The following is a 24,365-nucleotide window of genomic DNA, read 5'->3' on the forward strand; positions in this document are numbered from 1 at the left end:
GTCACTTCTCCGGGCGAAGCTGCGGGAACAGGATCACGTCGCGGATGGAGGCCTGGTTCGTGAGCAGCATCACGAGCCGGTCGATGCCGATGCCCTCGCCCGCCGTCGGCGGGAGCCCGTACTCCAGGGCCAGCAGGAAGTCCTCGTCCAGGTGCTGTGCCTCCTCGTCGCCGGCCTCCCGGCGCGCGACCTGGGCCTCGAACCGCTGCCGCTGGTCGAGCGGGTCGTTCAGCTCCGAGAAGCCGTTGGCGATCTCGCGGCCGGCGATGTACAGCTCGAAGCGGTCCGTCAGCGCCGGGTCGTCGTCCTTCCGGCGGGCGAGCGGGGAGAGCTCGATGGGATAGTCGGTGATGAAGGTCGGCTGGATGAGTTGCGGCTCGACCGTCTCCTCGAAGATCTCGTTCAGGAGGTCCACCAGCCCGGCCTTGGGGGCGACCTCGATGCCCAGCCGGGCGGCCGTCCGCCGCGCCGCCGCCTCATCGGCCAGCACGGAGGGGTCCAGGCCGTTCACCTCCAGGATCGCCTCCCGCCAGGACCAGCGGCGCCAGGGTGGATCCAGCGTCAGGCTCCGCCCCTGGTACTCGATCGCGGTCGTCCCGAGGACCTCCCGGGCCAGCCGCGGGATCAATTCCTCGGTGAGCGCCATCAGGTCCCGGTAGTCCGCGAAGGCCATGTAGAACTCGAGCATCGTGAACTCGGGGTTGTGGACCGTCGAGATCCCCTCGTTCCGGAAGTTCCGGTTGATCTCGAAGACGCGCGGGAAGCCCCCGACGACGAGCCGCTTGAGGTACAACTCCGGCGCGACGCGCAGGTAGAGGTCCACGCCCAGCGCGTTGTGGTGGGTGACGAAGGGCCGGGCCGTGGCGCCCCCGGGGATCGGGTGCATCATCGGTGTCTCCACCTCCAGGAAACCCTTCTCGATCAGGAAGGTCCGGATGGCGGCGACGATCCGGCTGCGCGCGACGAAAATCTCCTGGACGGCGGGGTTCGCGATGAGGTCCACGTACCGCCGGCGGTAGCGGGTCTCCACGTCGGTCAGCCCGTGCCACTTCTCGGGCAGCGGCCGGAGCGCCTTGCTCAGGAAGGTCAGCGTGCGCGCCTCGACCGTGAACTCGTCGGTCTTGGTCCGGAAGAGGACGCCGCTCACGCCGATCCAGTCGCCGAGGTCCAGCTCCTGCGCGATCGCGTGGGCCTGCTCCCCGAGCAGGTCCTTCTTGAGGTAGACCTGGAGGCGGTCCGCCCCGTCCTGGAGCAGCGCGAAGGCCGCCTTGCCGAAGCGGCGCAGGGCGACGATCCGGCCCGCGATCGTGCAGGCGATCGCCTCCCGCTCCAGCGCCTCCTTGGGCTTGTTCCCGTGGAGCCGGATCACGTCGCCGGCCCGGTCCCGTACCTCGAAGCGGGTGCCGTAGGGACGGGCCCCCAGGGCCCGGAGTCGGTCCAGCTTCCTGATCCGCTGCAACCGTTGGTCGTTCAGCTCGTCCATGGCGTCGGCTCTCAGCCCTCGGCGGTCACGGCGGGCCCGTCGGCAAGCTTCAGGGCTTGGGGCCGACGGCGGATTCCCGATGGCTTGCCTTGTTCATCCGCTGCTTGAGGTACGCCTCGATGAAGCCGTCGATCTCGCCGTCCATGACCGCGGCGACGTTGCCGACCTCGTGGTCGGTGCGGTGATCCTTGACCATCTGGTAGGGCTGGAAGACGTAGGAGCGGATCTGGCTGCCGAACCCGATCTCCTTCTTCTCGCCCACGAAGGCCTGGAACTGGGCTTCCTTCTTCTGCTGCTCCAGCTCGAACAGGCGCGCCTTGAGGACCTTCATCGCGCCCGAGCGGTTCTTGAGCTGGGACCGCTCGTTTTGGCACTGGACGACGATGCCCGTGGGGATGTGGGTGATGCGCACCGCCGTCTCGACCTTGTTGACGTTCTGGCCGCCGGCGCCGCCGGAGCGGAAGGTGTCGATGCGCAGGTCCTTCTCGTCAATGACCACCTCGACGTCGTCCTCGATCTCCGGGTAGACGAAGACGGAGGCGAAGGACGTATGCCGGCGCTTGTTCGCGTCGAAGGGCGAGATGCGGACCAGCCGGTGGACACCCGCCTCGGCCTTGAGGTAGCCGTAGGCGTAGGGGCCGTTGACGGCCACCGTCACGCTCTTGATCCCCGCCTCGTCGCCCGGCTGCAGGTCGAGCTGCTCGACCGTGAAGCCGCGGCGCTCGGCCCAGCGGACGTACATGCGCAGGAGCATCTGGGCCCAGTCCTGGGACTCGGTGCCGCCGGCGCCCGGGTGGATGGCCAGGATCGCGTTGCTCGCGTCCCGCTCGCCGGAGAGCAGCAGCTCCAGCCGGAGCTGCGCGACCGCCTGCTCGAAGCGGCCGAGGTCTTCCGTCAGCTCGCGCTCCAAGTCGGTGTCGCCGCTCTCCGTCGCCAGCTCGATCAAGGCCTTGAGGTCGCTCTGCCGGCGCTCGATGTCCGTCCAGCGGCGGATCTCCCGCTCCAGCGCGGCCTTCTTGCGGCTCACGCGGGCGGCGGCCCGGGGGTCCTTCCAGAAGTCGGGGGAGGCGGTGTCCCGCTCCAACTCACGGAGCTCGGCGGTCAGGCGGGCGAGGTCAAAGATGCCCCCGCAACTCGGCCACCTGCTCGGCGACGGCTCTGAAGCGGGCGCGCGATTCGTCCAGCATGGACAGGTCTCCAGTCGGCTAGGTGGTGCTCCTGCGCCCGGCGGCCAGGAGAAAAATTCCGGCGATTATAGCACACCCGTAGGCGAAGAGGTCCCCATGCGCGGTGTAGAAGCTCCGGCCCGTCGCGAGGGGAAGGCGGCCCTTGACCGTCCGCTCCTGGAAGATCGGCGTGGCCTCGACGATCCGCCCGGTCGGCTCGATGAAGCCGGAGATGCCCGTGTTCGCGGCCCGCGCGAAGGCCACGCGGTTCTCCACCGCGCGGAGGACGACCATCCCGAAGTGCTGGTAGGGCGCGGCGGAGGCGCCGAACCAGGCATCGTTCGTGATCGTCACCATGAAGTCCGCGCCGGCGGCGACGGCCTCGCGGACCAAGTCGGGAAAGATGACCTCGTAGCAGATCGCCACGCCGAAACGGGCCGGTCCGGACGGGGCGGTGCCGTCGCCGTTCGGCGGCATGGCCAGGAGCGTCGGTCCGGGGCCCGGCTCGAAGTCGCCGATGCCCTCGACCAGCTTGTCGAGAAAGAACAGGACCGAGGACTTGAGCGGGATGTATTCGCCGAAGGGGACCAGGTGGCGCTTGTCGTACCGGCCGCGGATCTCCCCCTCCCGCGAGAGCAGATAGGCGCTGTTCAGCAAGTAGGGCCGGCCGTCGGGAAAATGCCGGAGCGCCGGGCTGCCGAACAGGAGCGGGACGCCGAGCTGCTGGACGAGCGTCGTCACCTCGAGCCGGTAGGGCCACTCCTGCTCGAAGAGAAAGGGCGTGGCCGCCTCCGGCCAGATGAGCAGGTCCGTGTCGCCGGCCGCTTCGCCCGTCAGCCGGATGTACCGATCCAGGGTGGCTTGCCGGTAGGCCTTGTCCCACTTCTGGGCCTGGTCAATGTTGGCCTGCACGAGGCCGACGCGCAGGGCCCGTCCGCCGTCGGGCGGCTCATACCGGCCGATCACCGTGAACCCATAGCCGAGGGTCGCGGCCAACGCGCCCAAGGCGAGCGCCGGCGCCGATCGAGGCACCGGCGCCGGCCGCCCGCCGGCCTTGTCGAGCCCCCATTGCACGAGATCGGCCAGGGCGACGTTGACCAGCACGATCAGGAAGGACAGGCCGTACACGCCGGTCACGTCGGCGATCTGGATGACCGGGAGCCAGCGGTACTGGGAGTAGCCGAGCAGGTCCCAGGGCAGGCCGGAAAGAAGATAGGTCCTGAGCAACTCCAGCGCCACCCAGATAAAGGGCGCGGCGAGCGAGGCGAGGGAGGGGAGCGCCGCCCGCAGCTTGGCGAGGCTCAGGGCGTAGAGGGCGACGAAGGCGCCGAGGTAGACGGCGAGCAGCCCCATGACCGGGTAGCTGGCGACCAGCGGCATCTTCCCGTACTGGTGCATCGCCGTGACCACCCAGCCCATCATCCCGGCCGAGGCGATCGTCCCCGCCAGCCAGCCGAGCCAGAAGGCGCGGCGCGGCGCGGCGCCCTGCAGGGCCAGATGGAGGGGCAGGAGGACGACCCAGGCGAGCAGGCCGAGGTCGTAGTCGGGAAAGCCGAGCGGATAGAGGAGGCCGGTGAGGGCGGCGAGCGCGAAGGGACCGAGCCGGGCCAGCGTCATCCGGCGTACAGTATCGAAACGGCCGGCGCGGCGCAAGCCTCGCCATTTGCCGCGCGCTGCGCTATGATGCGCCGGTCGCGTCGGGTCAACCCCGTCCAAAGGTCTGCGATGCCACGGACCAGGCACACGATCGCATCGGCCGCCCTGGCCCTCTGCCTTCTTTCGGGGGCGGCGGCCGCGCGGGCCGAGGAGCCGGGGCTCGCCGAGCGGATCGGTCTCAAGCTCGCGCGGGGCGCCGCCAACTTCTGCACGGGCTGGGCCGAGCTGCCCAAGCAGATGTATCTGGTGACGCACGAGCGGGGCTGGCTCATCGGGCTGACCCGCGGGACCTTCGAGGGGCTCGGCATGCTCGGGGCCCGCACCGTCGCCGGCGCCTACGAGGTCCTGACCTTCCCCCTCCCGATCCCGCCGCACTACCAGCCGCTCATGCAGCCCGACTATGTCTGGCAGCCGGAGCCGCCCGCCGCGCCCGCTCCGGACGCCGTGCCCGCCGAGCCGGATCAGCCGGCCCCCGAGCCCAAGCCGTAACCGTCGCCCCGGGCCGACCTGCGAACCCGGTTGACATACGTACGCGACACGGCGCATTGAGGCCGGTGTCCCTTGGAGGGACAATCGCGTCAGGTCGCCGGTCGCTCCGGTCGGGAGGACCCTGCCGGTCAGCATGGTCAATAGTTAGGCGTCCGGCCGCGCGTACATGAGGCGGCAACACTCAGGACTGAGCAGACTCATTACGAGCGGTCGTTCAACGAGCCATCACAGGCGGTCGTCATGAGCCTCGCACGCCACCACGCGAAGTACTTCGTTCGCGACCTCACGCGCCGCGCGGCTGGCGGGCTCGACCGCCTGTCCCTGTCGCTCTTCGACGCCGCCGTCGTCCTGGATGCCAAGGTGCACCGCGAGGCCGGGCGCGGCAGGCGGCGACGCTCGATCAGCAGCGCCGCCAGCGGCTCGCCCAGCGCACGACCACCGAGACCCTGTTCACCATCCGTTGGGCGGTCATATGAATCGCCTTGATGTTACTCATCACGTCGAGTAAAATTGCTCACGATCATGAGTGTCTCGACCAGCCAACCCACGTTCCGCATTGGTCGCTCGCCGAGATGGGCCGGGCCTTCGGCTTCACCCTGGAGCAGTACCTCTACTTCGGCGGCTATCCCGGCGCCGCGCCGCTGGCGGACGATCCGCCGCGCTGGCGCCGCTACCTCCTCGATGCCCTGATCGAGACGACCATCGCGCGCGACGTGCTGCTCCTCACCCGCGTGGACAAGCCCGCCCTCCTGCGCCGCCTGTTCGAGCTGGGCTGCCGCTACTCGGGTCAGGTGCTCTCCTACACCAAGATGCTCGGCCAGCTTCACGACGCCGGCAACACCACGACGCTGGCGCATTACCTGGAGCTCTTGTCCGCCGCCGGCATGGTGACGGGCCTGCCGAAGTATTCCGGCAAGGCAGTGCGCAGCCGCGGATCGAGCCCCAAGCTGCAGGTGTTCGACACGGCGCTGCTCAGCGCGCAGTCCGGACTCACGCCCGCCGAGGCCCGTGCCGACGGGGAGTTCTGGGGACGGCTCAGCGAGTCGGCGGTCGGCGCACATCTGGTCAATGCCGCCGCCGCGGAACTGTGCGAGCTCTACTACTGGCGTGAGGGCAACCGCGAGGTGGATTTCGTGCTAAAGAAGGGGCGCACGGTGGTCGCGCTCGAGGTCAAAAGCGGCCGCGCCCCACTGGCCCATTCTGGTCTGGCCGCATTCAGCGCGGCGTTCAAGCCCGCGCGCACGCTGCGCGTCGGCGGCGACGGCATCCCGTTGGACGAGTTTCTGTCGCGGCCCGTGACGGACTGGCTGCACCCCCTGAGGTGAATGCGATGAGCCAGAAGTACGAGAAGTTGAAGACCCTGCTCAAGGAGCTCTTCCAGCTCGACCAGCCCGACCTGGACTTCGGCTTCTACCGGGTCATGCACGCCCGAGCGGCCGAGGTCACGCAGTTCCTGGAGAAGGACCTGCTGCCGCAGGTCAAGGCCGCCTTCCTCCAGTACCAGCCGGCGGACAAGGCGGCGCTCGAGAAGGAGCTGGCCAAGGCCATCGAGCAGGCGCGCTCGCTCGGTGCCGACCCGGAGACGCTGCCGAAGGTCAGGGAACTGCGCGCGCGCCTTGCCGACGATGCGGTGGACCTGGACGCGCTCGAAGCCGAGGTCTATGACCATCTCTACAGCTTCTTCCGCCGCTACTACTCCGAGGGCGATTTCTTAAGCAAGCGCGTCTACAAGCCGGGCGTCTACGCCATCCCCTACGAGGGCGAGGAGGTCAAGCTCCACTGGGCGAACGCGGACCAGTACTACATCAAGACCAGCGAGTACCTGCGCGACTACGCCTTCCGCCTGCGGCCGGAGGACGACAAGAACCCCATGCGCGTGCACTTCCGCCTGGTGGACGCGGCCGAGGGCGAGCACGGCAACGTCAAGGAGCAGGCGGGCAAGGAACGGCGCTTCAAGCTGGCGGCGGAGAACTTCGTGGCGGTGGAAGACCTGTCTGCCGGACAGGCAGGCGGCGAGCTGGTCATCCGCTTCACCTACGTGCCCGACCCGGCCAAGCAGAAGGAGCTGAACGCCGCCGCCGAAGCGGCGATCCTGGGCCTCGGCGATCCGTCACTGACCGACTGGTTGCGGCTGCTCTCCGCCAAGCACGTCCGCGCCGACGGCACCACCGCGGAGGTCACGCGCCTGCGCGTGCACCTGGACCGCTACACCGCGCGCAACACCTTCGACTACTTCATCCACAAGGACCTCGGCGGCTTTCTGCGGCGGGAGCTCGACTTCTACATCAAGAACGAAGTCATGCACCTCGACGACGTGGAGAACGAAAGCGCACCGCGCGTCGAGCAGTACCTCTCCAAGATCAAGGTCATCCGCAAGATCGCCGGCAAGATCATCGCCTTCCTGGCGCAGCTCGAGGACTTTCAGAAGAAGCTCTGGCTCAAAAAGAAGTTCGTGGTGGAGACGAGCTGGTGCATCCGGCTGGGCGTCATCCCGGAGGCGTTCTATCCGGAGATCGCGGCGAATGATGCGCAGCGGGAAGAGTGGGTGCGGCTGTGCGCCATCGACCAGCTCAAGCCCAAAGGAGGGAGTCTGTTCGAAGCGGGCATGCCGGGCTATAGCGTGCCGCTTACGCCGGAGTTCCTTAAGGCCAACCCGACATTGATGGTGGACACGCGGCACTTCCGTGCCGACTTCACCGCGCGGTTGCTGGAAGCCATCGGCGACCTGGACGAGGAGACCGACGGAGTGCTGCTCCACAGCGAGAACTTCCAGGCGCTGTCGCTGATGCAGGCGCGGTACAGGGAGCGGGTGAAGTGCATCTACATCGATCCGCCGTACAACACGGGAAAGGATGGATTCGCGTACCGCGACGGCTACAAATCCGCGTCGTGGCTGGCAATGATGAATGCCGGCGTGGAATTGGCGTGCCGCCTTCTTTCTCGCGATGGCGCGTTCTTTGCTTCGTCGGATGAAAACCAAGTTCGTGAGCTCGGCCTCCTCTTGGATGAGTGCTTCGGTGCGGACAACAATGTGGGCACGATCATCTGGCGGAATGCAAGAGACAACAATCCAACGAGGATTGCAGTCGAGCACGAGTATATTCGTTCGTACGTGGCCGACGTCAATGAGGCAGCACCTGCATGGAAGAACGAGTTCGCTGACGCCAAGGAGACTCTGCTTGCAGAATACCAACGTCTCAAGTCTCGTGGATTAGCAGCTGCAGCGATCCAGATCGAACTACGACGCTTCATCAGAGACAATAAGGCCGTGCTCGGTGAGGTCGATCGGTACAAGTATGTAGACGAAGGCGGCGTGTACACGGGCTCGCAAAGCGTTCACAACCCACATCCCGGCGGCTATGAGTACGAGATCACGCATCCAGTGACCGGGAGGCCCATGCGCATGCCAGCCAATGGTTATCGCTTTCCGCTGGAGACAATGTGGCGGCAGTTCATTGAGCAGAACCGGCTTATCTACGGGCCGGACGAAAACCGCATCGTTCAAATCAAACTGTACTTGCAAGACTATCAAGACTCATTCCGAAGCGTAATTGAACTCGATGGGCGGTTAGGGGCGTATGCTCTACAACGGCAGTTCGGGCAGCTTGGCGAGATGGTGTTTGGGAATCCGAAGCCACCACAACTCATCGAGCGCCTGCTGGCATTCTCGTCTACCACCGGTGCGAACGTCCTCGATTACTTCGCAGGCTCCGGGACAACCGGGGAAGCTGCCATTGCCATTGCGCGGCAAGTTGGCACCCAGCAGAGATTCATCCTCGTCGAGCAGGCCGACTACTTCGACACGGTGCTGCTGCCGCGCCTAAAGAAGGTCACCTACACCCCCGAGTGGAAGGACGGCAAACCCAAACGCCTCGCCACGCCAGAGGAAGCCCAGCGCAGCCCGCGCATCATGAAGGTCGTGCGCCTCGAATCCTATGAGGACACGCTCAACAACCTGGAACTCCGGCGCACGAAGCCGCAGCAAGACCTGCTCGACCTCCCGCAGGCGCAGGGCGCGGACAAGCTCAAGGAGCAGTACATGCTCCGCTATCTGCTCGACGTCGAGACGCGCGGCAGTCAGTCGCTGCTCAACGTCGCGGCCTTCGCCGACCCCACCGCCTACACGCTCAAGGTCAAGCGCCCCGGCTCGGACGAGTCGCGCGAGGTGAACGTCGACCTGCTTGAGACCTTCAACTGGCTGATCGGCCTCACGGTGCAGCACCTCGCCGCGCCACAGACCTTCAGCGCCGAGACGGAGCGCGACGGCGAAGGGCGGCTGCGTCTCAAGGGCCGGCTCAAGCAGGAAGCCGGCGGCCGCTGGTGGTTCCGCACCGTCACCGGCACCACGCCCGACCTGCCCGCCGCGCCGGGCGCGGCGCAGGCAGGCGGGCGCAAGACGCTGGTCATCTGGCGCAATCGCCCCGGCGGCGAGTCGGCCGAGGGCATCGAGCAGGACAACCTGGTGCTCGATGAGTGGTTCACCAGGCAGGGCTATTCCAGCAAGGACAGCGAGTTCGACCTGATCTACGTCAACGGCGACAACAACCTCGAGAACCTCAAGGCCCCCGACGACACCTGGAAGGTGCGGCTCATCGAGGAGGACTTCTTCCGCCTGATGTTCGAGACGGAGGGGGCGTGATGGCCAAGCGCCAGGCGACCCGCGCTCTGCCGGCTCGCGCCGCGGAGCCGCTGTACCGGGAGATCCGGGCCGTGCTCGAACAGGCGCGCGCCGGGGCCTACCGCGCCGTCAACGCGGCGATGGTGCGGGCGTACTGGCACGTCGGCCGGCTGATCGTGGAGCACGAACAAGGCGGGGCGAAGCGCGCTGCGTAGGGGGAGGCCGTGCTGGAGGACCTCTCGCGCCGGCTGACGGCGGACTTCGGACGCGGCTTCGACCCTTCCAATCTCCGCTATATGCGGCTGTTCTTTCAGAAATTCCCGAATCGTGACGCGGAGCGTCACACATGGCCTTCGGCGGGAATTCGTGACGCACTGCGTCACGAATTAAAGCCCGCGAACAAGCGGACCCCGACACATTCTGGGCCGCCGAGCTTGCGGACGGAATTGTCGTGGACTCACTACCGGCTGCTACTCGGGGTAGAAGACGATCGAGCCCGGGAGTGGTACATGCAGGAAGCGGCCGACCAGCATTGGTCCTCGCGCCAGTTGGAACGCCAGATTTCGGTGCTCTACTACGAACGCCTGCTGGCGAGCCGCAAGAAGGCGCCCGTACGCAAAGAGGCCCAGGACAAGATCGCCGCCATGGAGCCGGAGCAGTTCATCCGCGACCCGTACGTCCTGGAGTTCCTCGACCTGAAGGATTACCCGGCGCTGCGCGAGTCGAAGGTGGAGCAGGCGATCATCGACAACCTGCAGGCATTCCTGCTGGAGCTCGGCAAGGGGTTCTCGTTCGTGGCGCGGCAAAAGCGGCTGCGCTTCGAGGACGAGGACTTCCACGTGGACCTCGTGTTTTACAACTACCTGCTGAAGTGCTTCGTGCTGATCGACCTCAAGGTCGGCAAGCTGACTCATCAGGACCTCGGCCAGATGGATTCCTACGTGCGCATGTTCGACGCCCATGTGCGGCCCGAGGGCGACAACCCGACCATCGGCCTGATCCTCTGTTCCCGCAAGAACGAAGCGATCGCGAAGTACTCGGTGCTGAGCGAAGCGCGCCAGATCTTCGCCGCCAAGTACGTGAAGGTGCTCCCCACCGAACGCGAGCTCACGCGTGAACTCGAGCGCGAACGACGACGGATCGAGGCGGGTCACCTTGGTCAGGAGAAGCCCTGATGCCGCGCGGACGCCCTCGTGCGAGCACGGGAGCGGCTCCGGCCGGACGCGGCCGCCGCGGCGCCGCCGCGCGCCCCACACTGCCGTTCAACCGCAAACTGGCCCTGCACCAGTGGCTGCTGGGCCTGTTCGGCGTCGAGCGCTTCGATCAGATTGCCGAGCACCTGCGCGACGAGGCGCTGGAGGGGTTGGACGAGAACAACGTCCACCGCTTCCATCACGCGCTCTGCCTGCACCTCCCCGTGGAGAAGCGACCCGAGCTGCCGGATGAGCTGCTGCTGGAGCACGACCAGGCGATCGTCTCCGTGACCCAGCGCCTGAACGAGCGGCGCGTGACGCGGGGCGAGCCGCCGATCGTCTGGAAGTATTTCCAGTATCTCGCGCTGCTCTTCACGGAGATCTACCTCGACCGCTATTTCCGCGACCCCCGCGCCCTGCTCGTGGCGCTCAACCAACGGATTGCCGCGCTGAATGACGGCCTCGACGAGGCAGACCGTATTGGCCTGCTCGATGAATCCGCCGACGCCTGGCCGCAGCTCAACAAGATCGCCTTCTGGATGGCGACCGGCAGCGGCAAGACGCTCTTGATGCACGCCCACATCCTGCAGTACCGGCGCTTTCTCGAGACGCACGGCCGCGCCCGCGAGCTGAACCGGATCATCCTGCTCACGCCCAACGAAGGGCTCTCGCAACAGCACCTGCGCGAGTTCGAGAAGGCCGGCATGGAGGCCGAGAGTTTCAACAAGGACGGCCGCGGGGTCTTTGCCGGACAGGCGGTGGAGATCCTCGAGGTCACCAAGCTCAAGGAGGAGACGGGCGAGAAGACCGTCGCGGTGGACGCCTTCGAAGGCAACAACCTGGTGCTGGTGGACGAGGGCCACCGCGGCGCCTCGGCCGGCGGCGAGGGGGCGTGGATGAAGTTCCGCAATGCGCTGTGCGAGAAGGGCTTCTCGTTCGAATACTCGGCCACGTTCGGTCAGGCGGTACAAGGCAGCAAGGAACTCACCGACCTCTACGCGCGCAGCACGCTGTTCGACTACTCGTACCGCTGGTTCTATGGCGACGGCTTCGGCAAGGACTACCAGATCCTGAATCTCGAGGACGACAGCAACGCGGAATGGATGGAGCGCTATCTCACCGCGTGCCTGCTCGCCTTCTTCCAGCAGCAGCGGTTGCACCGCGAGCGAGAGGCGGCGTTCCGCCCGTTCAATATCGAGCGGCCGCTGTGGATCTTCGTGGGCGGCAGCGTGACGGCGACCCTGGCCACCCGCGACGCCTCGGACATCGTCGAGATCCTGCGTTTTCTCGCCCGGTACGTCGCCCATCGCGCCGACAGCATCGAGCACATCCGTCGTGCCTTGCACGAAGGGCTCGTCACCGCCGACGGAAAGAACCTCTTCGCGGGCCGATTCGGCTACCTGAACACGTGCGGGCTCACGCCGGCGCAGATCTTCGACGAGACCCTCGCGACGCTCTTCAACGCGCCGGCGGGCGGCGCGCTGCACGTCGAGAACCTGAAGGGCGCGGCCGGCGAGGTGGCCCTGCGGGTGGGCGACAACGACCCCTTCGGCGTCATCAACGTCGGCGACGACGCCAAGCTGGTGAGGCTCTGCAAAGAGGAGGGCATTGACGTCGGCGAGCGCGAGTTCGCGGGTTCGCTCTTCCAGGAGCTGGGGCAGCCGCACTCGACCATCCACGTGCTCATCGGCTCGAAGAAGTTCACGGAAGGCTGGAGCAGTTGGCGCGTGAGCACGATGGGGCTGATGAACGTGGGGCGGGGCGAGGGCGCGCAGATCATCCAGCTCTTCGGGCGCGGCGTCCGGCTCAAGGGTGTGGGCATGAGCCTCAAGCGCAGTGCGCGCGCCACGCTGCCCGAAGGGCTGGAGCGACCGCCGCACATCGAGATGCTGGAGACGCTGAACATCTTCGGCATCCGCGCCGACTACATGGCCCAGTTCCGCGATTTTCTCGAGGAAGAGGGCCTGCCCACCAACGATGAGCGCATCGAGATCGTCCTGCCGATCATCAAGAACCTCGGCACGCGCCCGCTCAAGACGATCCGCCTCAAGAAGGAAATCAACGGCGTCAGCACCGAGTTCGGCGACGCCTTCCGCAAGCTCGGGCCGGTGCCGACCGTCAGCCCGCCGGACCCCACGCGGGAGCCGGCCACCGCCTACCTGCAGAAGAACCAGGTCATCCTCAACTGGTATCCAAAGATTCAGGCGATGAAGTCCGTTGGGGTCGCGGGCGGGGACGATGACGGCGCGACGAATGAGGCATGGCTGACGCCACGCCACGTCGCGTTCCTCGATCTCGACCGCCTGTACTTCGACCTCGAGCGGTTCAAGGCCGAGCGCGGGTGGCACAACCTGAACCTGACGCGGGCGGGCATCGCCGACCTGCTCGCGGACACGACCTGGTACCGACTGCTGATCCCGGATTCGGAGCTGGCGTTCGATTCGTTCGAGAAGGTGCGCGTCTGGCAGGACGTGGCGGTGGCGCTGCTGCGCAAGTACGTTGTGCACTACTACACGTTTCGGAAGCGTGAGTGGGAGCTGCCGCACCTGGAGTACCGGGACATCGCCGAGGACGATCCCAATTTCCCCTGCGTCGCTCGCGAGACCGGCCCCGAGTACGGCTATCGCGTCCTGATCGAAGAGTCCCAGCGGGAGATCGTCGAGAAGCTGAACGAGCTGAAGGCGGCGATCGAGGCAGGTAAACTTACAGCCTGGGAGTTCCGCGGCATCAAGGCCCTCTGGTTCGGCCGGCACCTCTACCAGCCGTTGCTCTTCCTCGATGGCGGCGTGGTCGAGATCTCTCCTGCGTCCCTCAACAAGGGCGAGCGACGCTTCGTCGAAGACCTGAAGGCATTCCATGATGCCAACCCCGAGTTCTTCGCCGAGCGCGAGCTGTACCTCTTGCGAAACATGAGTAGGGGCCGTGGGGTCGGGTTCTTCGAGGCCGGCAACTTTCACCCCGACTTCATCGTCTGGCAGCTCAATGCCGATCGCCAGCGGGTGGCCTTCGTGGATCCCAAGGGGATCCGTAACGTCGGCCTGCGGGACCCCAAGATCGGCTTCTTCGAGACCGTCAAGGAGATCGAGAAGCGGCTCGGCGACCCGAGCGTCGTACTGGAGTCCTTCATCGTCTCGAACACGCCGTCACACGTCATGCGGAAGCAGTGGGGCATAGAGAAGCCCGAGATGCTCAAGCGGCATATCGTGTTCCCAGAGGAGGACCAGGACACCTACATCGGCGTCCTCCTCGAGGGTGTCTCTGGAATCGCAGGCTGAAAATTGGAGGAGGCAAGTGGGGCGCCTGACAACCCGATGAAGCTGCCGGCCGCCTTCGACGCCCGCAGCTTCTTGCGGCCTGTGCGGTCCTGGATCCGACGGCGTCGACGCCTGAACGCCTGATGGCGGAATGAGTCGATGCGTTTCTGGGTCTATATCCTCCGCCGTGCCGACGGGTCGTCTTACACCGGCCATACGGATGACCTCGACAAACGGGTGGCGGAGCATCGTGCCGGCCAGGTTGAGGGCTACACCGCTACCAGGCGCTGGCCCGCGAACGCCGGATCGAGGGGTGGAGCCGGCAAAAGAAGGAAGCCATGATACGGGGAGATTGGGCCGAGGTTTCTCGATTGGCGAGGAGGCGCCCTTCGACGGGCCTGTGCTGAGAATGTCAGCCGCCCCCTTCGAGCGCCCGTGCTGAGTGCCCGTCCATCCTTCGACCGGCTCAGGATGAACGGGGCATCGAAGCACTCAGGACCAACGGCTGACATATCGAAGCCTGCGGTGCGCACGTCCAACCAGGATCAGGACGAACGGGGAACCGACGGGCTCGGGCCCAACGGATTGACGCCGGGTCTGCCAAACTACAGCGCCGAACCGCGCTTCCTCCTGAACAGATCCGTGCTCAGCGACTGGATGCGGTCGAGGAAGAGGGTGCCGCTCAGGTGGTCCACTTCGTGCTGGAAGGCCAGGGCCTCGAAGCCCGTCGTCGCGAGCGTCAGTGTCCGGCCGTCCGGCGTCATGCCCTCCACCAGCGTCTGCTCGTAGCGCAGGACGTTGCCGGTGTAGTCCGGTACGCTCAGGCAGCCCTCGCGGACGACCTTCCGGCCCTCCCGGTGCAGGATGCGCGGGTTGAGGAGCACGACCAGCCCGTGCCCCCGCTCGCCCTTCTTGCGTGCCACGTCCACGACGATGAGCTGCAGCAAGAAGCCGATCTGCGGCGCCGCGAGCGCGACGCCGGGCGAGGCGACGAGCGTGTCCACCAGGTCCTGGACCATGGCGGGCAGGGCGGGGTCGTCGGGAGCGACGGGGGCGGCGGGAGTCTTGAGCGCGGGGTCGGGGTAGAGCAGGATGGGGCGGACCGGCATGATCCGCGCCGGCTAGAGCCGGACCTGTTCCAAGGGGCGGAAGGTGATGTCCACGCCGAGCGCCGGCTTCAGGCGGTCCAGGGCCTCCTGTAGCGGCTCGGGCCGGCGGTGCGATGGAAGACCGACCTCCAGGATCATCACGTACACGGGCCGCTCCGCCGCGCCGATCACCCTGGTGTTCATGTCGGTGATGTTGCCCCCGTGGTCGGCCACGCAGCGCGCGACCTGGGCGACGATGCCCGGCTGGTCGGCACCGTAGACCGACAGGATGAACTGGGGCGCCTCGGCCTCGCCGTCGTCCATGCGCCCGGCGGCCGCGGGCGGCACCTCGCGGCAGAGCAGCGTGAGGGCGAGCGCGGCGGTGTGCGGGGCCAGGCGCTCGGCGAGGTACTCGGGGGGCAGGTCCGGCGGCAGGCGCAGCATGAGCATCATGGCGAACTCGCCGCGTAGCCGCGTCATGCAGGTGTCCTCGATGTTGCAGCCGAGGTGGAAGAGCCCCTCGGCGAGCGAGGCGACCATGCCGGGCCGGTCCTGCCCGAAGGCGGTGAGCATCGCGTAGCGGGCCGCGGCCTTGTCTCGACCCGCGGGGCTCACTCCTCGTCTCCGCCCGTGGCGCCGCGCGGCGGCTCCAGCCCGATCGCCCTGGCCAGCTCCCGGTGGATGCGCGCGACCCGCTCGATCTGGCCCTTGGCGGGGAAGCGCTCGTAGAAGCCCTCGAGGCGGAAGTCGCGCACCCGCTCCTTCCAGGGGGCCAGGCGCGCCGCCCAGCGGGCGACGCGCTCCTTCTCCGCGCCCCGGTCCTGCGCGCAGAGGTCCGCGCAGACGCGCACCATGGCCTTGAGCGTGACGGGCTTGGTGACCATCGAGCCGGGATGGCCCCAAGCCTCGCCCCAGGCGTTGGCGGCCGCCTTGAAGAAGTCGCGGACGAGGCCGTAGAACCGCAGCGCCTCGCGCGCGCCCGCGCCCTCCTTCTCGATCTTTCGCCAGTCCCGCGTCACCCACCGGTGCAGCTCGTTGAACAGCTCGGCCTGGAGAATCCACTTCTCCTGCCGGCTGCGGCCGCCGAGGCGGTTGATCCGGTAGCGGAGCGGGCTGTCGGACTCGCTGTAGAGATGTTCCACGATGCGGGCGGCGAACTTCTTGTCGGGCGCGGCCCAGGAGACCCGCTCATAGAGGTCCACGAGGTGGCTCTTGTTGATGCGGGTCGGCGTGGAGTTGATGATGACGAACATCTCCGTCGCGAAATCCTCGCTGCGCCCGTCGAAAATCACGCAGGGGACGTGGATCGTCCGCGCATCGTCGGGCCGGTCTTTCCGGAAGAAGTGCAACGCCGCGAGCCGGTGCTGGCCGTCGATGATCAGGTAATGCCCGCCCGGCTCCTCCAGGTTGCCGACGTGGTCGAAGGTGCCGATCCGCTCGAACCGGAGCCGCTCCGGCGTGAACAGGAGCACGGTGCCGGGGATGGGCGGCTGGCTGGAGGCCGTCTCGTAGAAGTTGGTGATGGCCTTGACCTTCGCGCGGGAGAGCTGGCGCTGGAAGGCCTTGTCGCTGCGCTCGATCCGGGCGATGAACCGCCCGATCTCGTCGTCCTCGGCCACCTCGGCGGGCGCGATCTGCTCGCCCTCGCCGTAGAACCGGCTCACGAACCGGACCTTCCGGAGCAGGTCCTCGGCCGGGTAGGCGACGAAGTAGAAAACGCCGTCCTTCTGCCGGACTCGGGTGGCGAGCATGGGCTCCTCCCTCGTGGCTTTGGCCGCTGCCTGGAAGGGGCGGCCGCGGCCGGCCCCTCATGCCGCGCCATTATATACCAGCCCCGGGGGCTCGGCGAGGCCGCCGGCGGCCTTGCGGGGCCTGCCGGGGCGGTGTAAGATGCGCCATCCTAAGAAGATGGAGGATGGGAATGGCGAACGTCGTGCTGCTCTACTCGCCCTCCTGCTCGGCCTGCCCCTCGGCGAAGAGCCTCTGGAAGCAGCTCCGCGTGAAGTACAGCTTCGGCTACCGCGAGGTGGACATCACGACCCCGGACGGGCAGGACTTGGCGAACCGCCATGCGGTCCGCGCCGTGCCGGCCACGATCATCGACGGCCGGCTGACCTTCGTCGGCGTGCCGCCGCGCGAGAGCGCGGAGAAGGCGTTGGCGCTCCGGATGAAACCCCGGTAGCCGGACCGGCCGCCCCGAACGGAAACCCGATGGCCCAGGACGACGACGATCTGGTCATTGACCTGCCGCCGCTGCCGAGGGTGGAAAGCGGCCCGCCGCCCGACTGCCCCATGTGCGGCGATCCCATGGCCTTCATCGACGGCGACTGGGGCTGCCCGGACTGCAACGGCGAGATCATGGGCCCGGAGACGGGCTAGGTCCCCGGCCCGGATGCTGCGGCTCGTCACCGGATCCTTCCTGCACAGCCTCGAGCCGGCCCTGGTCGCGGAGGTCCGCCGGCTGAAGGCGGATGACCCGCTCGCGCCCCTGGCCGTCGTCGTGCCGTCCCGTCCCCTCCGGGACCGGCTGCAGGAGTTGCTGGTCGTCGAATCCGGCTGCGCCCTCCTCAACGTCCACTTCCTCACCTTCCACCAACTGGCCCTGCGCCTCGACGAGGAGCGGCGGAGGCTCGCGCCGAGCGGCGCGGCACCGCTGTCCGTCGGGCGGGACCTCTTCTTCGAGCAGCTTCTACGACACCTGGGCCGGCGGCGGCTGAGCGGGACGGAGGCGCTCGGGCTGGAGCAGCTCCCCGCGGGCGGCTGGGCGGCGCTCTGGGCGACCCTGCGCGACCTCAAGGACGCGGCCGTGGACCCGGCTAGGGCCAGGGATGCGGTGGACGAGGGCCAGTTCGGCGCGGAGGACGGGCCGAAGCTCCGGGCCCTGTTCACCCTCCAGGCCGCGCTGCGCGAGGCGGCGTCGCTCCTGGGCGCCGGCACGGCGGACGACCTCGCCGCCGCCGTGACGCCCTTCGTGCCCGCCTCGCCGTTCCTCGCCGGGCTCCGGGCGATCCTCTACTACGGCTTCTACGACCTCACGCAGGTCCAGCTCTCGTTCCTGGAGGCGGTCGTCGAGACCGGGCCGGCGACGATCTTCTTCCCGTTGGAGGAGGGGCAGAACTTCGAGTTCGCCCGGCGCTTCTTCGACCAGTACGTTCGCGCGCTCGGCCCGGCCGAGGTCGTGTCCCCCGCGGCGCCTCGCCCGGCCGACGGTCCGGACCTGCGGGTCATGAACGCGGTGGGACCGGACGACGAGGTGGCGCTCGTCTGCAAGGAGATCCTCTCGCTGGTCGAGGACCGGGGCTATGCCTTCGAGGAGATCGGCGTCGTCGCGCGCGGGCTCGGGCCGTACCAGGAGGCGCTCCCGCGCCTGTTCGGCGCGCACCGGATTCCCTTCGAGACCTCGGCGGGCCGGCCGCTGATCGCCGAGCCGGCGGCCAAGGTCCTCGCCCAGCTCGCGCGCCTGCCGCTCACCGGCTTCTATCGGGGGCCGATGCTCGAGGTCCTCGGCTCCTCCTACGCGCGGGGGGAACGGGGAGGCCAGAGGGTCGAGCCCAGGCCGGACCTCTGGCGCGCGGCCCTGTCCGCGCTGGGGATCGTCAGGGGCGAGGCGGAATGGCAGCGACTGGCTGCGGCGGGCCAGCTCGCGGTCGCGGCGGGGCGGGAACCGGAGGAGGAAGAGGCCGGCTCGACGGAGGTCCCGGCCGCGCAGCTCGCGCTGCTCTGGCGCCTCGTCTCCGGGCTCATGGCCGACTGCCGCGCGCTGCCGGCCGAGGGCCTGGTGGGGGAACTGACCGAGGCGTTTCTCGCGCTCGCGAACCGCCATCTCCTCATGCCCGGCCTGTCGGACGAGCCGGGGGATGAGGCCTGTGACGACGACGAGGCTGCGCGCCTGGCCGCCGCGATCCGGGAGGTCTTCGCGCAGCTCCGGGAACTCGACCGCATCCCGGAGCCGGTGACCTGGGAGGAGTGGACGGGGCTGTTCACGAGGGCGATGGAGCGGGCGGTCGTGCCGCTCTCCGCGCATGAGCACCGGGGTGTCCTGGTGCTGGACGCGATGGCGGCGCGCGGCCTGCCGTTCCGCGCGTTGTTCCTCCTCGGGCTGAACGACGGGGTGTTTCCCCGCAATATCCACGAGGATGCCTTCCTCCGCGACCGGCACCGCCGGGTGCTCGCCGCCACCCTGGGGTACAAGCTCGACGAGAAGCTGGCGGCCCACGACGAGGAGCGGCTGCTGTTCACGCTGCTCCGAGGGGCGGCCCGCGACCGGCTCTACCTCTCGTACCAGCGGGCCGATGTCGCGGGGCGTTCCCTGGCCCCCTCGCCCTACCTGGCCGCCGTGCGGCCGGCCGGCTTCGCGACGCCGCCAAAGCCGGAGCTGGCGCTCCCGCGGCGGCTGTCCGACCGGTTCGCGCTGCCGCAATGGGCGCCGCGGTTCCTGACCGGCGATGAGGTGGGGCTCTGGCTGGTGCTGACCGGGAGGGACCCTGGGCCCTGGCTGGAGGCGACGAACCGCGAGCCGGCCTTGTTCCGCAACGGGCGGGAGGCCCTCGTCGAGCTGGAGGGCGGGGCCTCGACGCCGGGACCCTACGACGGGCGCACCGGTCCGCTGGAGACGTTCTGGGCCGGGCTGGCCGAGGAGGGCCTGGCGCCGACCTCGCTCGAGCAGTACGCGCGATGCCCCTTTCAGTATTTCGCCGGCCGTGTGCTGCGGCTGGAGCCGCTGCGGCCGCCCGCCGTCGGGGACCTACCGGCCCAGACCCTCGGGCATCTGTGTCACGAGGCCCTGCGTCTCGGCTATGAGCGGCTGGTCGCGGCCGGCTGGCCGGACCGCCGGGTTGAAGGTGGAGAACGGGAGGCCCTCCTGTCCGACGCGGTGGAGCGGGCCTTCGCCGAATACGAGGCCGGGCACGGCGCCGGGCCCGCGCTGCTCTGGGGGATGGCGCGCGAGGCCGTGGCGGGGCTGGTGCGGGAGGCGGCGGAGGCGGACGAGGCGGAGTTCCTCGCGAGCGGCTTCCGGCCGGTGGGCTTCGAGGTGGAGGCGCGGGGGCGGCTGGACGGCGATCCGCCCGTGGCCCTCCGCGGGCGGTGGGATCGCCTGGACCGGCGTCGGGAGCCGCCCGGTCTCCGGGTCGTGGACTACAAGTTTCGGCAAGGCTCGGCGATGAAGAGCGAGGACCGGAATCTCGCCAGGGGAGCCGTGCGCGGCTATCGCCTCCAGCCGCCGCTCTATTCGCTCATGGTGCGGAAGGGTGAGCCGGCCGGAGGGGCCGGCCTCCCGCAGAGGGTGACCTTCGTCTTCCTCGCGCCCCGGTGGGAGCACCGGGTCCAGCGCGCCACGTTCGAGGCGGCGGCCTGGACGGGCGAGACCGGCGCGATGCTCAAGGCCACGCTCCGGACGCTGCTCGAGGGCATCCGCGCGGGGGAATTCCTCATCTTGCCGGACGGCTACTGCGACCATTGCGACTTCGCCTCGATCTGTCGGCGCTTCCATGAGGCGACGTGGTGGCGCGCGCGTCGCGCCGAGATGGTCAGGCGCCTCCGCGACCTGCGGAAGAAGACTCCGCCGGAGGACGGTGCGGATGAGTGAGCGCAGAGCCCTTCCCGACGAGCAGGCTCGGATCGCGGCGGAGACGACCTTCGACCGGAACGTCGTCGTCGTGGCGGGGGCCGGAACGGGCAAGACCACGCTCCTGGTCAACCGGCTCGTCCACCTGTTGATGAAGGAGCCGCACCCCCTGGCCCTGGCGCGCATCGTGGCGCTGACGTTCACGAACAAGGCCGCGACCGAGATGAAGGTCCGGCTGCGGGACCGGCTGCTCGCGTTGATCGAGCCGGGCGGCGGCGCGCAGGAGAGCGGCGCGGTCGGCCTCGAGGACCTCCGGGCCCGCTACGGGCTCTCGGCCGATGCGGTGGCCGACCGGGCCCGCGCTGCGCTGCGTGACTTGGAGCGCGCGCAGATCGGCACGCTGCACAGCTTCGCCGCCCACCTGCTGCGGCTCTATCCGATCGAGAGCGGGGTGGACCCGGGTTTCCGGGAGGACGACGGCTCGCGCTTCGAGGAGCACTTCGCCGCCCAGTGGGACTGGTGGCTGGATGCGGAGCTGGGGCCGGCGGGCCCCAACCACGAGGCCTGGCGGCGCGCGCTCGCCGAGCTGCCGCTGGAGGAGGTCCGCGCGCTCGCCTCGGCCCTCTGCGGAGAGCTGGTGCCGCTCGACGCGCTCCGCCGCCAACTGGCCCGGGCCGAGCTGCCTCCCGCGCTCCGGGACTGGTTCGCGGCGCGGCGCGCGCGTGCCGCGGAGCTGCTGGCCGCCCATGACGGCGGCAGGCGCCGCAAGGCGGAGGCGATGCTGGCCGCCGCCGTCGAGTTGTTCGCCCGGCTGGAGGAGGAAGGGCTCCGGGGCCTGGAGGGACTGGACCAGGGGACCAGGGATCAGCTCGCCCGCGACCCCGGCTCGGCGACCAAGGGCTGGAGCGAAGAGGCGTTCGCCGAGGCGACCGACCTCATCCGCGCCGCGCAAAGCATCCTGGCCGTGGACGTAAAGTGGACGGCCGGGCTGGTCGGCCTTCTGCTGCCCTTCGTCGAACGGGTGCGTGCCGCCTTCCTGGAGCAGGGCTGGGTGTCCTTCGACGGGCTTCTGGCGCGGGCGCGCGCCCTGCTGCGCGACCATCCGTCCGTCCGGGAGCGGCTCAAGGAGGAATACCAGGCCATCCTCGTGGATGAGTTCCAGGACACGGACCCGGCCCAGTACGAGATCGTCCTCTTCCTGGCGGAGCGGGCCGGCCGTTGCGCGCCGACCTGGCGGGAGGTCGAGCCGGCGCCGGGCAAGCTGTGCATCGTCGGCGACCCCAAGCAGTCCATCTACGCCTTCCGCCGGGCGGACATCGAGGCCTTCGACCGGGTCGTCGAGCGGCTCCGCGCCGCCGGCGCGCAGATGTACGAGCTGGTCACGAACTTCCGCAGCCACGCCGCCGTGCTCGACGCGGTGAACGGCGTCTTCGACCGGCTGTTCCGCGAGGAGCCGCACGTGCAGCCGGCGAACGTCCCCCTCGCGGCGTTGCCGGGGCGGCGGGCGGGGTTCGAGACGCCGGGGGTGGAGCTGCGGCTCGTCACCAGCGGAGAGGAGGAGACGGACTCGGGCGGCCTGGCGAAGCTGGAAGCGGAGGCTCTCGCGCGGTGGCTCAAGGAGGAGGTGCTCGGGCGCGAGCTGCTGAGGGACGCGGCGGGCCGCCGGGTCGCGGTCCAACCCGGCCACGTGGCCCTGTTGTTCAGGAAGCTGACTCAGTCCCAGGACTACCTGGAAGCGCTCCGGCGCCGGGGCGTTCGCTACGTGACGGACGGCGAGAAGCATTTCTACCGACGGCAGGAGGTCGTGGACCTGATCAATCTGCTGCGCGCCGTGGAGAACCCGCACGATCGGCTCGCGCTCGTCGGCCTGCTCCGGTCGCCGGTCGGCGGCGTGACCGATCGGGAGCTGGTCGAGCTGGCCGACCGGGATGCGCTGGACTACCGGCGTCCCGACCGGCTGGCCGGCTGGGGCGGGCCGCGCGCCGCCGCCGTCCGGTTGCTCTACGAACGGCTGGGCGAGCTGCACCGTGAGGCGGGCCGCCGCACGCTGCCGGAGGCCGTGGACCTGCTGTTCGCGCGCCTGCCGGTCCTTGAACTCGCGGCGGCGTCGCTCCACGGCGAGCAGGCCGTCGCCAACCTGTTCAAGCTGCGGCAGATGGCGGTCGAACTGGCCGACCGGCCGACGTTGACGCTCGCGGGGTTCGCGGAGCTGATGGCCGCCAGGCAGGCGGAACAGCCGGACGAGGCGGAGAGCGCGCTGGCGGAGGAATCGCCGGAGGCGGTCCGCGTCCTGACGATCCACAAGGCGAAGGGACTGGAGTTTCCCATCGTGATCCTGCCCGGCCTGCATCAGGGGACGGGCGGGGGCCGGGTCCCGCCGACCGTCGCCGAGGACTGGTCCACCGGCGTCTTGGGCCTCTCGGTCGGGAGCACGTGCAGCCTCGGGGCCGTGCTCGTTGCGGACAAGGCCAGGCGGCGGGAGGAGGCCGAGCGCCGGCGGCTCCTCTACGTGGGGATGACGCGGGCCAGGGAGTTGTTGGTGCTGTCGGGCGGCCGTCAAGAGCGCGCGGGGCGGGGTGCCTTCCTTGCGCTGCTGGAAGAAGCCTGCGGCGGACCGGTCTGGGACGAGGGCGAGGCGGTGACGGTCGGCCGGGCGGCGATTCGCAAGCGGATCAGCCGCGAGCCGGAGCGGCCGCCGACGCCGACACGGCCGCGGCGCGGCGGGCTACGTGCGCCGACCGGGCTGCGGGAGCTGGCGGACCGCTGGGCGGCCCGCGAGGCGGCTTGGCGCGAGGCCCTCGCCGCGCCGCGGCGCCTGACGCCGTCGGCCTTGACCGACGGGAGACGGCCCGAGCGTGCCCGGCGTGCCGGCGCGGTCCGGGGACAGGATCGGGGCGACGATCGTCCGCCGGCCGCCCTGATCGGGACCCTCCTGCACCGCCTGCTGGAGCGATGGGCGTTCGATCGCGGACTCGCCCAGCTCGACGAGCGCCTGGCGGAGATCGGGCGGGGGCTCCCGCCGGAGTGGGCGGAGCGCGCGCCCGCCATCGCCGAGGAACTGGCGGCGATGATGAGGACCTTCGTCGCGTCGCCGCCCTACGCCGAGCTGGCCCGTGCGACGGTGCTGGCGCGGGAATGTCCCTTCGCCATGGCGTGGGGCCGGGAGGCGCGGGGTCCGGTGATGGAGGGCACGATCGACCTCCTCTACCGTCTTGACGGCCGGCTATGGATTGCGGACTATAAGACCGATCAGGTCGGCGAGCGGGACCTGGCGCAACGGGCGGAGCAGTACCGGCCGCAGATGGAGGTCTATCGTGCGGCGGCGGCGCAGGCGCTCGGCGTGGCAGAGGTCGGGGGCCGCCTGATCTTCGTCAGGGCCGGCCGGGCGGTGGACGTGGGAGGAGGGAGGGGCGCATGAGGCAGATCTTGGCGGCGGCGGCAGTGGGGATGGCGCTTTGGGGCTGTGCGTCGGCAGGGCCGGCCCCCGCGAAGGTGGAAACCTTGGTGCCGCCGGCAGGGACCGCGCCGGCGGCGGTCCAGGCCATGGAGGAAGGCAACCGGCTTTACGCGGCCAAACAATGGGCGGAGGCCAAGGCCCGGTACGAAGCGGCCATCGCGGCCTCGCCGAACCTCGCAGAGGCCCACTATAACTTGGGACTGACCTTCGACCGGCTGGGGGACAAGCCGAAGGCCAAGAAGCATTACCTGGAAGCGGCCAACCTCGCCCCGGGCGACAAGGTCATCTGGGACTCCTGGCCCCTGCGCAAGCACGGCGACGTGCAGGTGGCGCCCAAGGGCGACACCTTCTTCACGCCGTCCAAGCATGCGTATTGAGCCGGCCGTGGCGCGGCC

General features: G+C 69.0%; 16 protein-coding genes and 1 pseudogene. 11 read left to right on the plus strand and 6 right to left on the minus strand.

The genetic code is table 11. The annotated features are described in order from the left end of the window. Position 1 precedes the first annotated feature (1 nt). The 3 genes from lysS to lnt all read right to left on the minus strand — a co-directional run bounded on the left by lysS (position 2) and on the right by lnt (position 4,266). Positions 2 to 1,483, minus strand: coding sequence for a lysine--tRNA ligase (lysS, locus tag AC1U7O_RS03640; protein WP_479893214.1), 1,482 nt, complete (start codon positions 1,481 to 1,483; stop codon positions 2 to 4). Between the two features lie 49 nt (positions 1,484 to 1,532). Continuing rightward, positions 1,533 to 2,670, minus strand: a protein-coding gene (prfB, locus tag AC1U7O_RS03645; protein WP_479893215.1) for a peptide chain release factor 2 whose coding sequence is annotated in 2 segments (ribosomal slippage) — positions 1,533 to 2,603 and positions 2,605 to 2,670 — 1,137 coding nt in all. Because the reading frame shifts where the segments join, the coding sequence is not laid out codon by codon here. An 18-nt stretch (positions 2,671 to 2,688) separates the two neighbouring features. After that, positions 2,689 to 4,266, minus strand: coding sequence for an apolipoprotein N-acyltransferase (gene lnt / locus AC1U7O_RS03650; protein ID WP_479893216.1), 1,578 nt, complete (start codon positions 4,264 to 4,266; stop codon positions 2,689 to 2,691). 108 nt (positions 4,267 to 4,374) lie between these two features. On the opposite strand from lnt, the gene AC1U7O_RS03655 reads away from it, so the two are divergent. From AC1U7O_RS03655 to AC1U7O_RS03680, 6 genes and pseudogenes are all read left to right on the plus strand, one after another. Then, on the plus strand, positions 4,375 to 4,794 hold the full coding sequence (locus AC1U7O_RS03655; protein ID WP_479893217.1) for an exosortase system-associated protein, TIGR04073 family: 420 nt from the start codon (positions 4,375 to 4,377) through the stop codon (positions 4,792 to 4,794). A 485-nt stretch (positions 4,795 to 5,279) separates the two neighbouring features. Continuing rightward, entirely contained in the window at positions 5,280 to 6,119 is an 840-nt protein-coding gene (locus tag AC1U7O_RS03660) for an ATP-binding protein (RefSeq protein ID WP_479893218.1), read from the plus strand. Between the two features lie 5 nt (positions 6,120 to 6,124). Next, the gene (locus tag AC1U7O_RS03665) at positions 6,125 to 9,433 is read left to right on the plus strand and encodes a site-specific DNA-methyltransferase (RefSeq protein ID WP_479893219.1); all 3,309 of its coding nucleotides are present in this window, start codon (positions 6,125 to 6,127) and stop codon (positions 9,431 to 9,433) included. Continuing rightward, positions 9,433 to 10,587 (plus strand): annotated as a pseudogene (locus tag AC1U7O_RS03670) (PDDEXK nuclease domain-containing protein). The gene AC1U7O_RS03665 and the pseudogene AC1U7O_RS03670 overlap by 1 nt, the downstream one beginning before the upstream one ends. Then, positions 10,587 to 13,880 carry a DEAD/DEAH box helicase family protein gene (locus AC1U7O_RS03675; RefSeq protein WP_479893220.1) on the plus strand — a complete coding sequence of 1,098 codons (3,294 nt, stop codon included), beginning with the start codon at positions 10,587 to 10,589 and terminating at the stop codon, positions 13,878 to 13,880. Before AC1U7O_RS03670 ends, AC1U7O_RS03675 begins: the two are co-directional and overlap by 1 nt. Positions 13,881 to 14,018: 138 nt before the next feature. Beyond that, positions 14,019 to 14,201: a GIY-YIG nuclease family protein gene (locus tag AC1U7O_RS03680; protein WP_479893221.1), complete on the plus strand. Its 183-nt coding sequence runs from the start codon at positions 14,019 to 14,021 to the stop codon at positions 14,199 to 14,201. Between the two features lie 263 nt (positions 14,202 to 14,464). On the opposite strand, the gene def is transcribed toward AC1U7O_RS03680, so the two are convergent. The 3 genes from def to AC1U7O_RS03695 are packed head-to-tail and all read right to left on the minus strand — an operon-like array spanning position 14,465 to position 16,698. Next, positions 14,465 to 14,968, minus strand: a complete 504-nt coding sequence (gene def / locus AC1U7O_RS03685) for a peptide deformylase (protein ID WP_479893222.1) — start codon at positions 14,966 to 14,968, stop codon at positions 14,465 to 14,467. Between the two features lie 12 nt (positions 14,969 to 14,980). Beyond that, a complete protein-coding gene (locus AC1U7O_RS03690) occupies positions 14,981 to 15,562 on the minus strand; it encodes a glycine cleavage system transcriptional repressor (protein ID WP_479893223.1) in 582 nt (193 codons plus the stop codon). Then, positions 15,559 to 16,698 (minus strand): DGQHR domain-containing protein, encoded by a 1,140-nt coding sequence (locus AC1U7O_RS03695; RefSeq protein WP_479893224.1) that lies wholly within the window; start codon positions 16,696 to 16,698, stop codon positions 15,559 to 15,561. Before AC1U7O_RS03695 ends, AC1U7O_RS03690 begins: the two co-directional genes overlap by 4 nt. A 164-nt stretch (positions 16,699 to 16,862) precedes the next feature. On the opposite strand from AC1U7O_RS03695, the gene AC1U7O_RS03700 reads away from it, so the two are divergent. Genes AC1U7O_RS03700 through AC1U7O_RS03720 form a run of 5 tightly spaced genes read left to right on the plus strand, consistent with a single transcriptional unit; the run spans position 16,863 to position 24,347 of the window. Beyond that, the gene (locus AC1U7O_RS03700; RefSeq protein ID WP_479893225.1) at positions 16,863 to 17,129 is read left to right on the plus strand and encodes a glutaredoxin family protein; all 267 of its coding nucleotides are present in this window, start codon (positions 16,863 to 16,865) and stop codon (positions 17,127 to 17,129) included. Positions 17,130 to 17,158: 29 nt separating this feature from the next. Continuing rightward, complete coding sequence (locus AC1U7O_RS03705) at positions 17,159 to 17,326, plus strand: hypothetical protein (RefSeq protein ID WP_479893226.1); 168 nt, start codon at positions 17,159 to 17,161, stop codon at positions 17,324 to 17,326. A gap of 13 nt (positions 17,327 to 17,339) precedes the next feature. After that, a complete protein-coding gene (locus tag AC1U7O_RS03710) occupies positions 17,340 to 20,534 on the plus strand; it encodes a PD-(D/E)XK nuclease family protein (protein ID WP_479893227.1) in 3,195 nt (1,064 codons plus the stop codon). After that, the gene (locus AC1U7O_RS03715) at positions 20,527 to 23,931 is read left to right on the plus strand and encodes a UvrD-helicase domain-containing protein (RefSeq protein WP_479893228.1); all 3,405 of its coding nucleotides are present in this window, start codon (positions 20,527 to 20,529) and stop codon (positions 23,929 to 23,931) included. The genes AC1U7O_RS03710 and AC1U7O_RS03715 overlap by 8 nt, the downstream gene beginning before the upstream one ends. Continuing rightward, positions 23,928 to 24,347 carry a tetratricopeptide repeat protein gene (locus tag AC1U7O_RS03720; RefSeq protein ID WP_479893229.1) on the plus strand — a complete coding sequence of 140 codons (420 nt, stop codon included), beginning with the start codon at positions 23,928 to 23,930 and terminating at the stop codon, positions 24,345 to 24,347. Before AC1U7O_RS03715 ends, AC1U7O_RS03720 begins: the two co-directional genes overlap by 4 nt. Positions 24,348 to 24,365 lie beyond the last annotated feature (18 nt).

The organism is Candidatus Nitrospira neuquenensis (assembly GCF_979578155.1).

Coding starts and splice junctions, on each gene's coding strand:
- lysS (WP_479893214.1), bottom strand. CDS start 1,483: ATGGACGAGCTGAACGACCAACGGTTGCAGCGGATCAGGAAGCTGGAC.
- lnt (WP_479893216.1), bottom strand. CDS start 4,266: ATGACGCTGGCCCGGCTCGGTCCCTTCGCGCTCGCCGCCCTCACCGGC.
- AC1U7O_RS03655 (WP_479893217.1), top strand. CDS start 4,375: ATGCCACGGACCAGGCACACGATCGCATCGGCCGCCCTGGCCCTCTGC.
- AC1U7O_RS03660 (WP_479893218.1), top strand. CDS start 5,280: ATGTTACTCATCACGTCGAGTAAAATTGCTCACGATCATGAGTGTCTC.
- AC1U7O_RS03665 (WP_479893219.1), top strand. CDS start 6,125: ATGAGCCAGAAGTACGAGAAGTTGAAGACCCTGCTCAAGGAGCTCTTC.
- AC1U7O_RS03675 (WP_479893220.1), top strand. CDS start 10,587: ATGCCGCGCGGACGCCCTCGTGCGAGCACGGGAGCGGCTCCGGCCGGA.
- AC1U7O_RS03680 (WP_479893221.1), top strand. CDS start 14,019: ATGCGTTTCTGGGTCTATATCCTCCGCCGTGCCGACGGGTCGTCTTAC.
- def (WP_479893222.1), bottom strand. CDS start 14,968: ATGCCGGTCCGCCCCATCCTGCTCTACCCCGACCCCGCGCTCAAGACT.
- AC1U7O_RS03695 (WP_479893224.1), bottom strand. CDS start 16,698: ATGCTCGCCACCCGAGTCCGGCAGAAGGACGGCGTTTTCTACTTCGTC.
- AC1U7O_RS03700 (WP_479893225.1), top strand. CDS start 16,863: ATGGGAATGGCGAACGTCGTGCTGCTCTACTCGCCCTCCTGCTCGGCC.
- AC1U7O_RS03705 (WP_479893226.1), top strand. CDS start 17,159: ATGGCCCAGGACGACGACGATCTGGTCATTGACCTGCCGCCGCTGCCG.
- AC1U7O_RS03710 (WP_479893227.1), top strand. CDS start 17,340: ATGCTGCGGCTCGTCACCGGATCCTTCCTGCACAGCCTCGAGCCGGCC.
- AC1U7O_RS03715 (WP_479893228.1), top strand. CDS start 20,527: ATGAGTGAGCGCAGAGCCCTTCCCGACGAGCAGGCTCGGATCGCGGCG.
- AC1U7O_RS03720 (WP_479893229.1), top strand. CDS start 23,928: ATGAGGCAGATCTTGGCGGCGGCGGCAGTGGGGATGGCGCTTTGGGGC.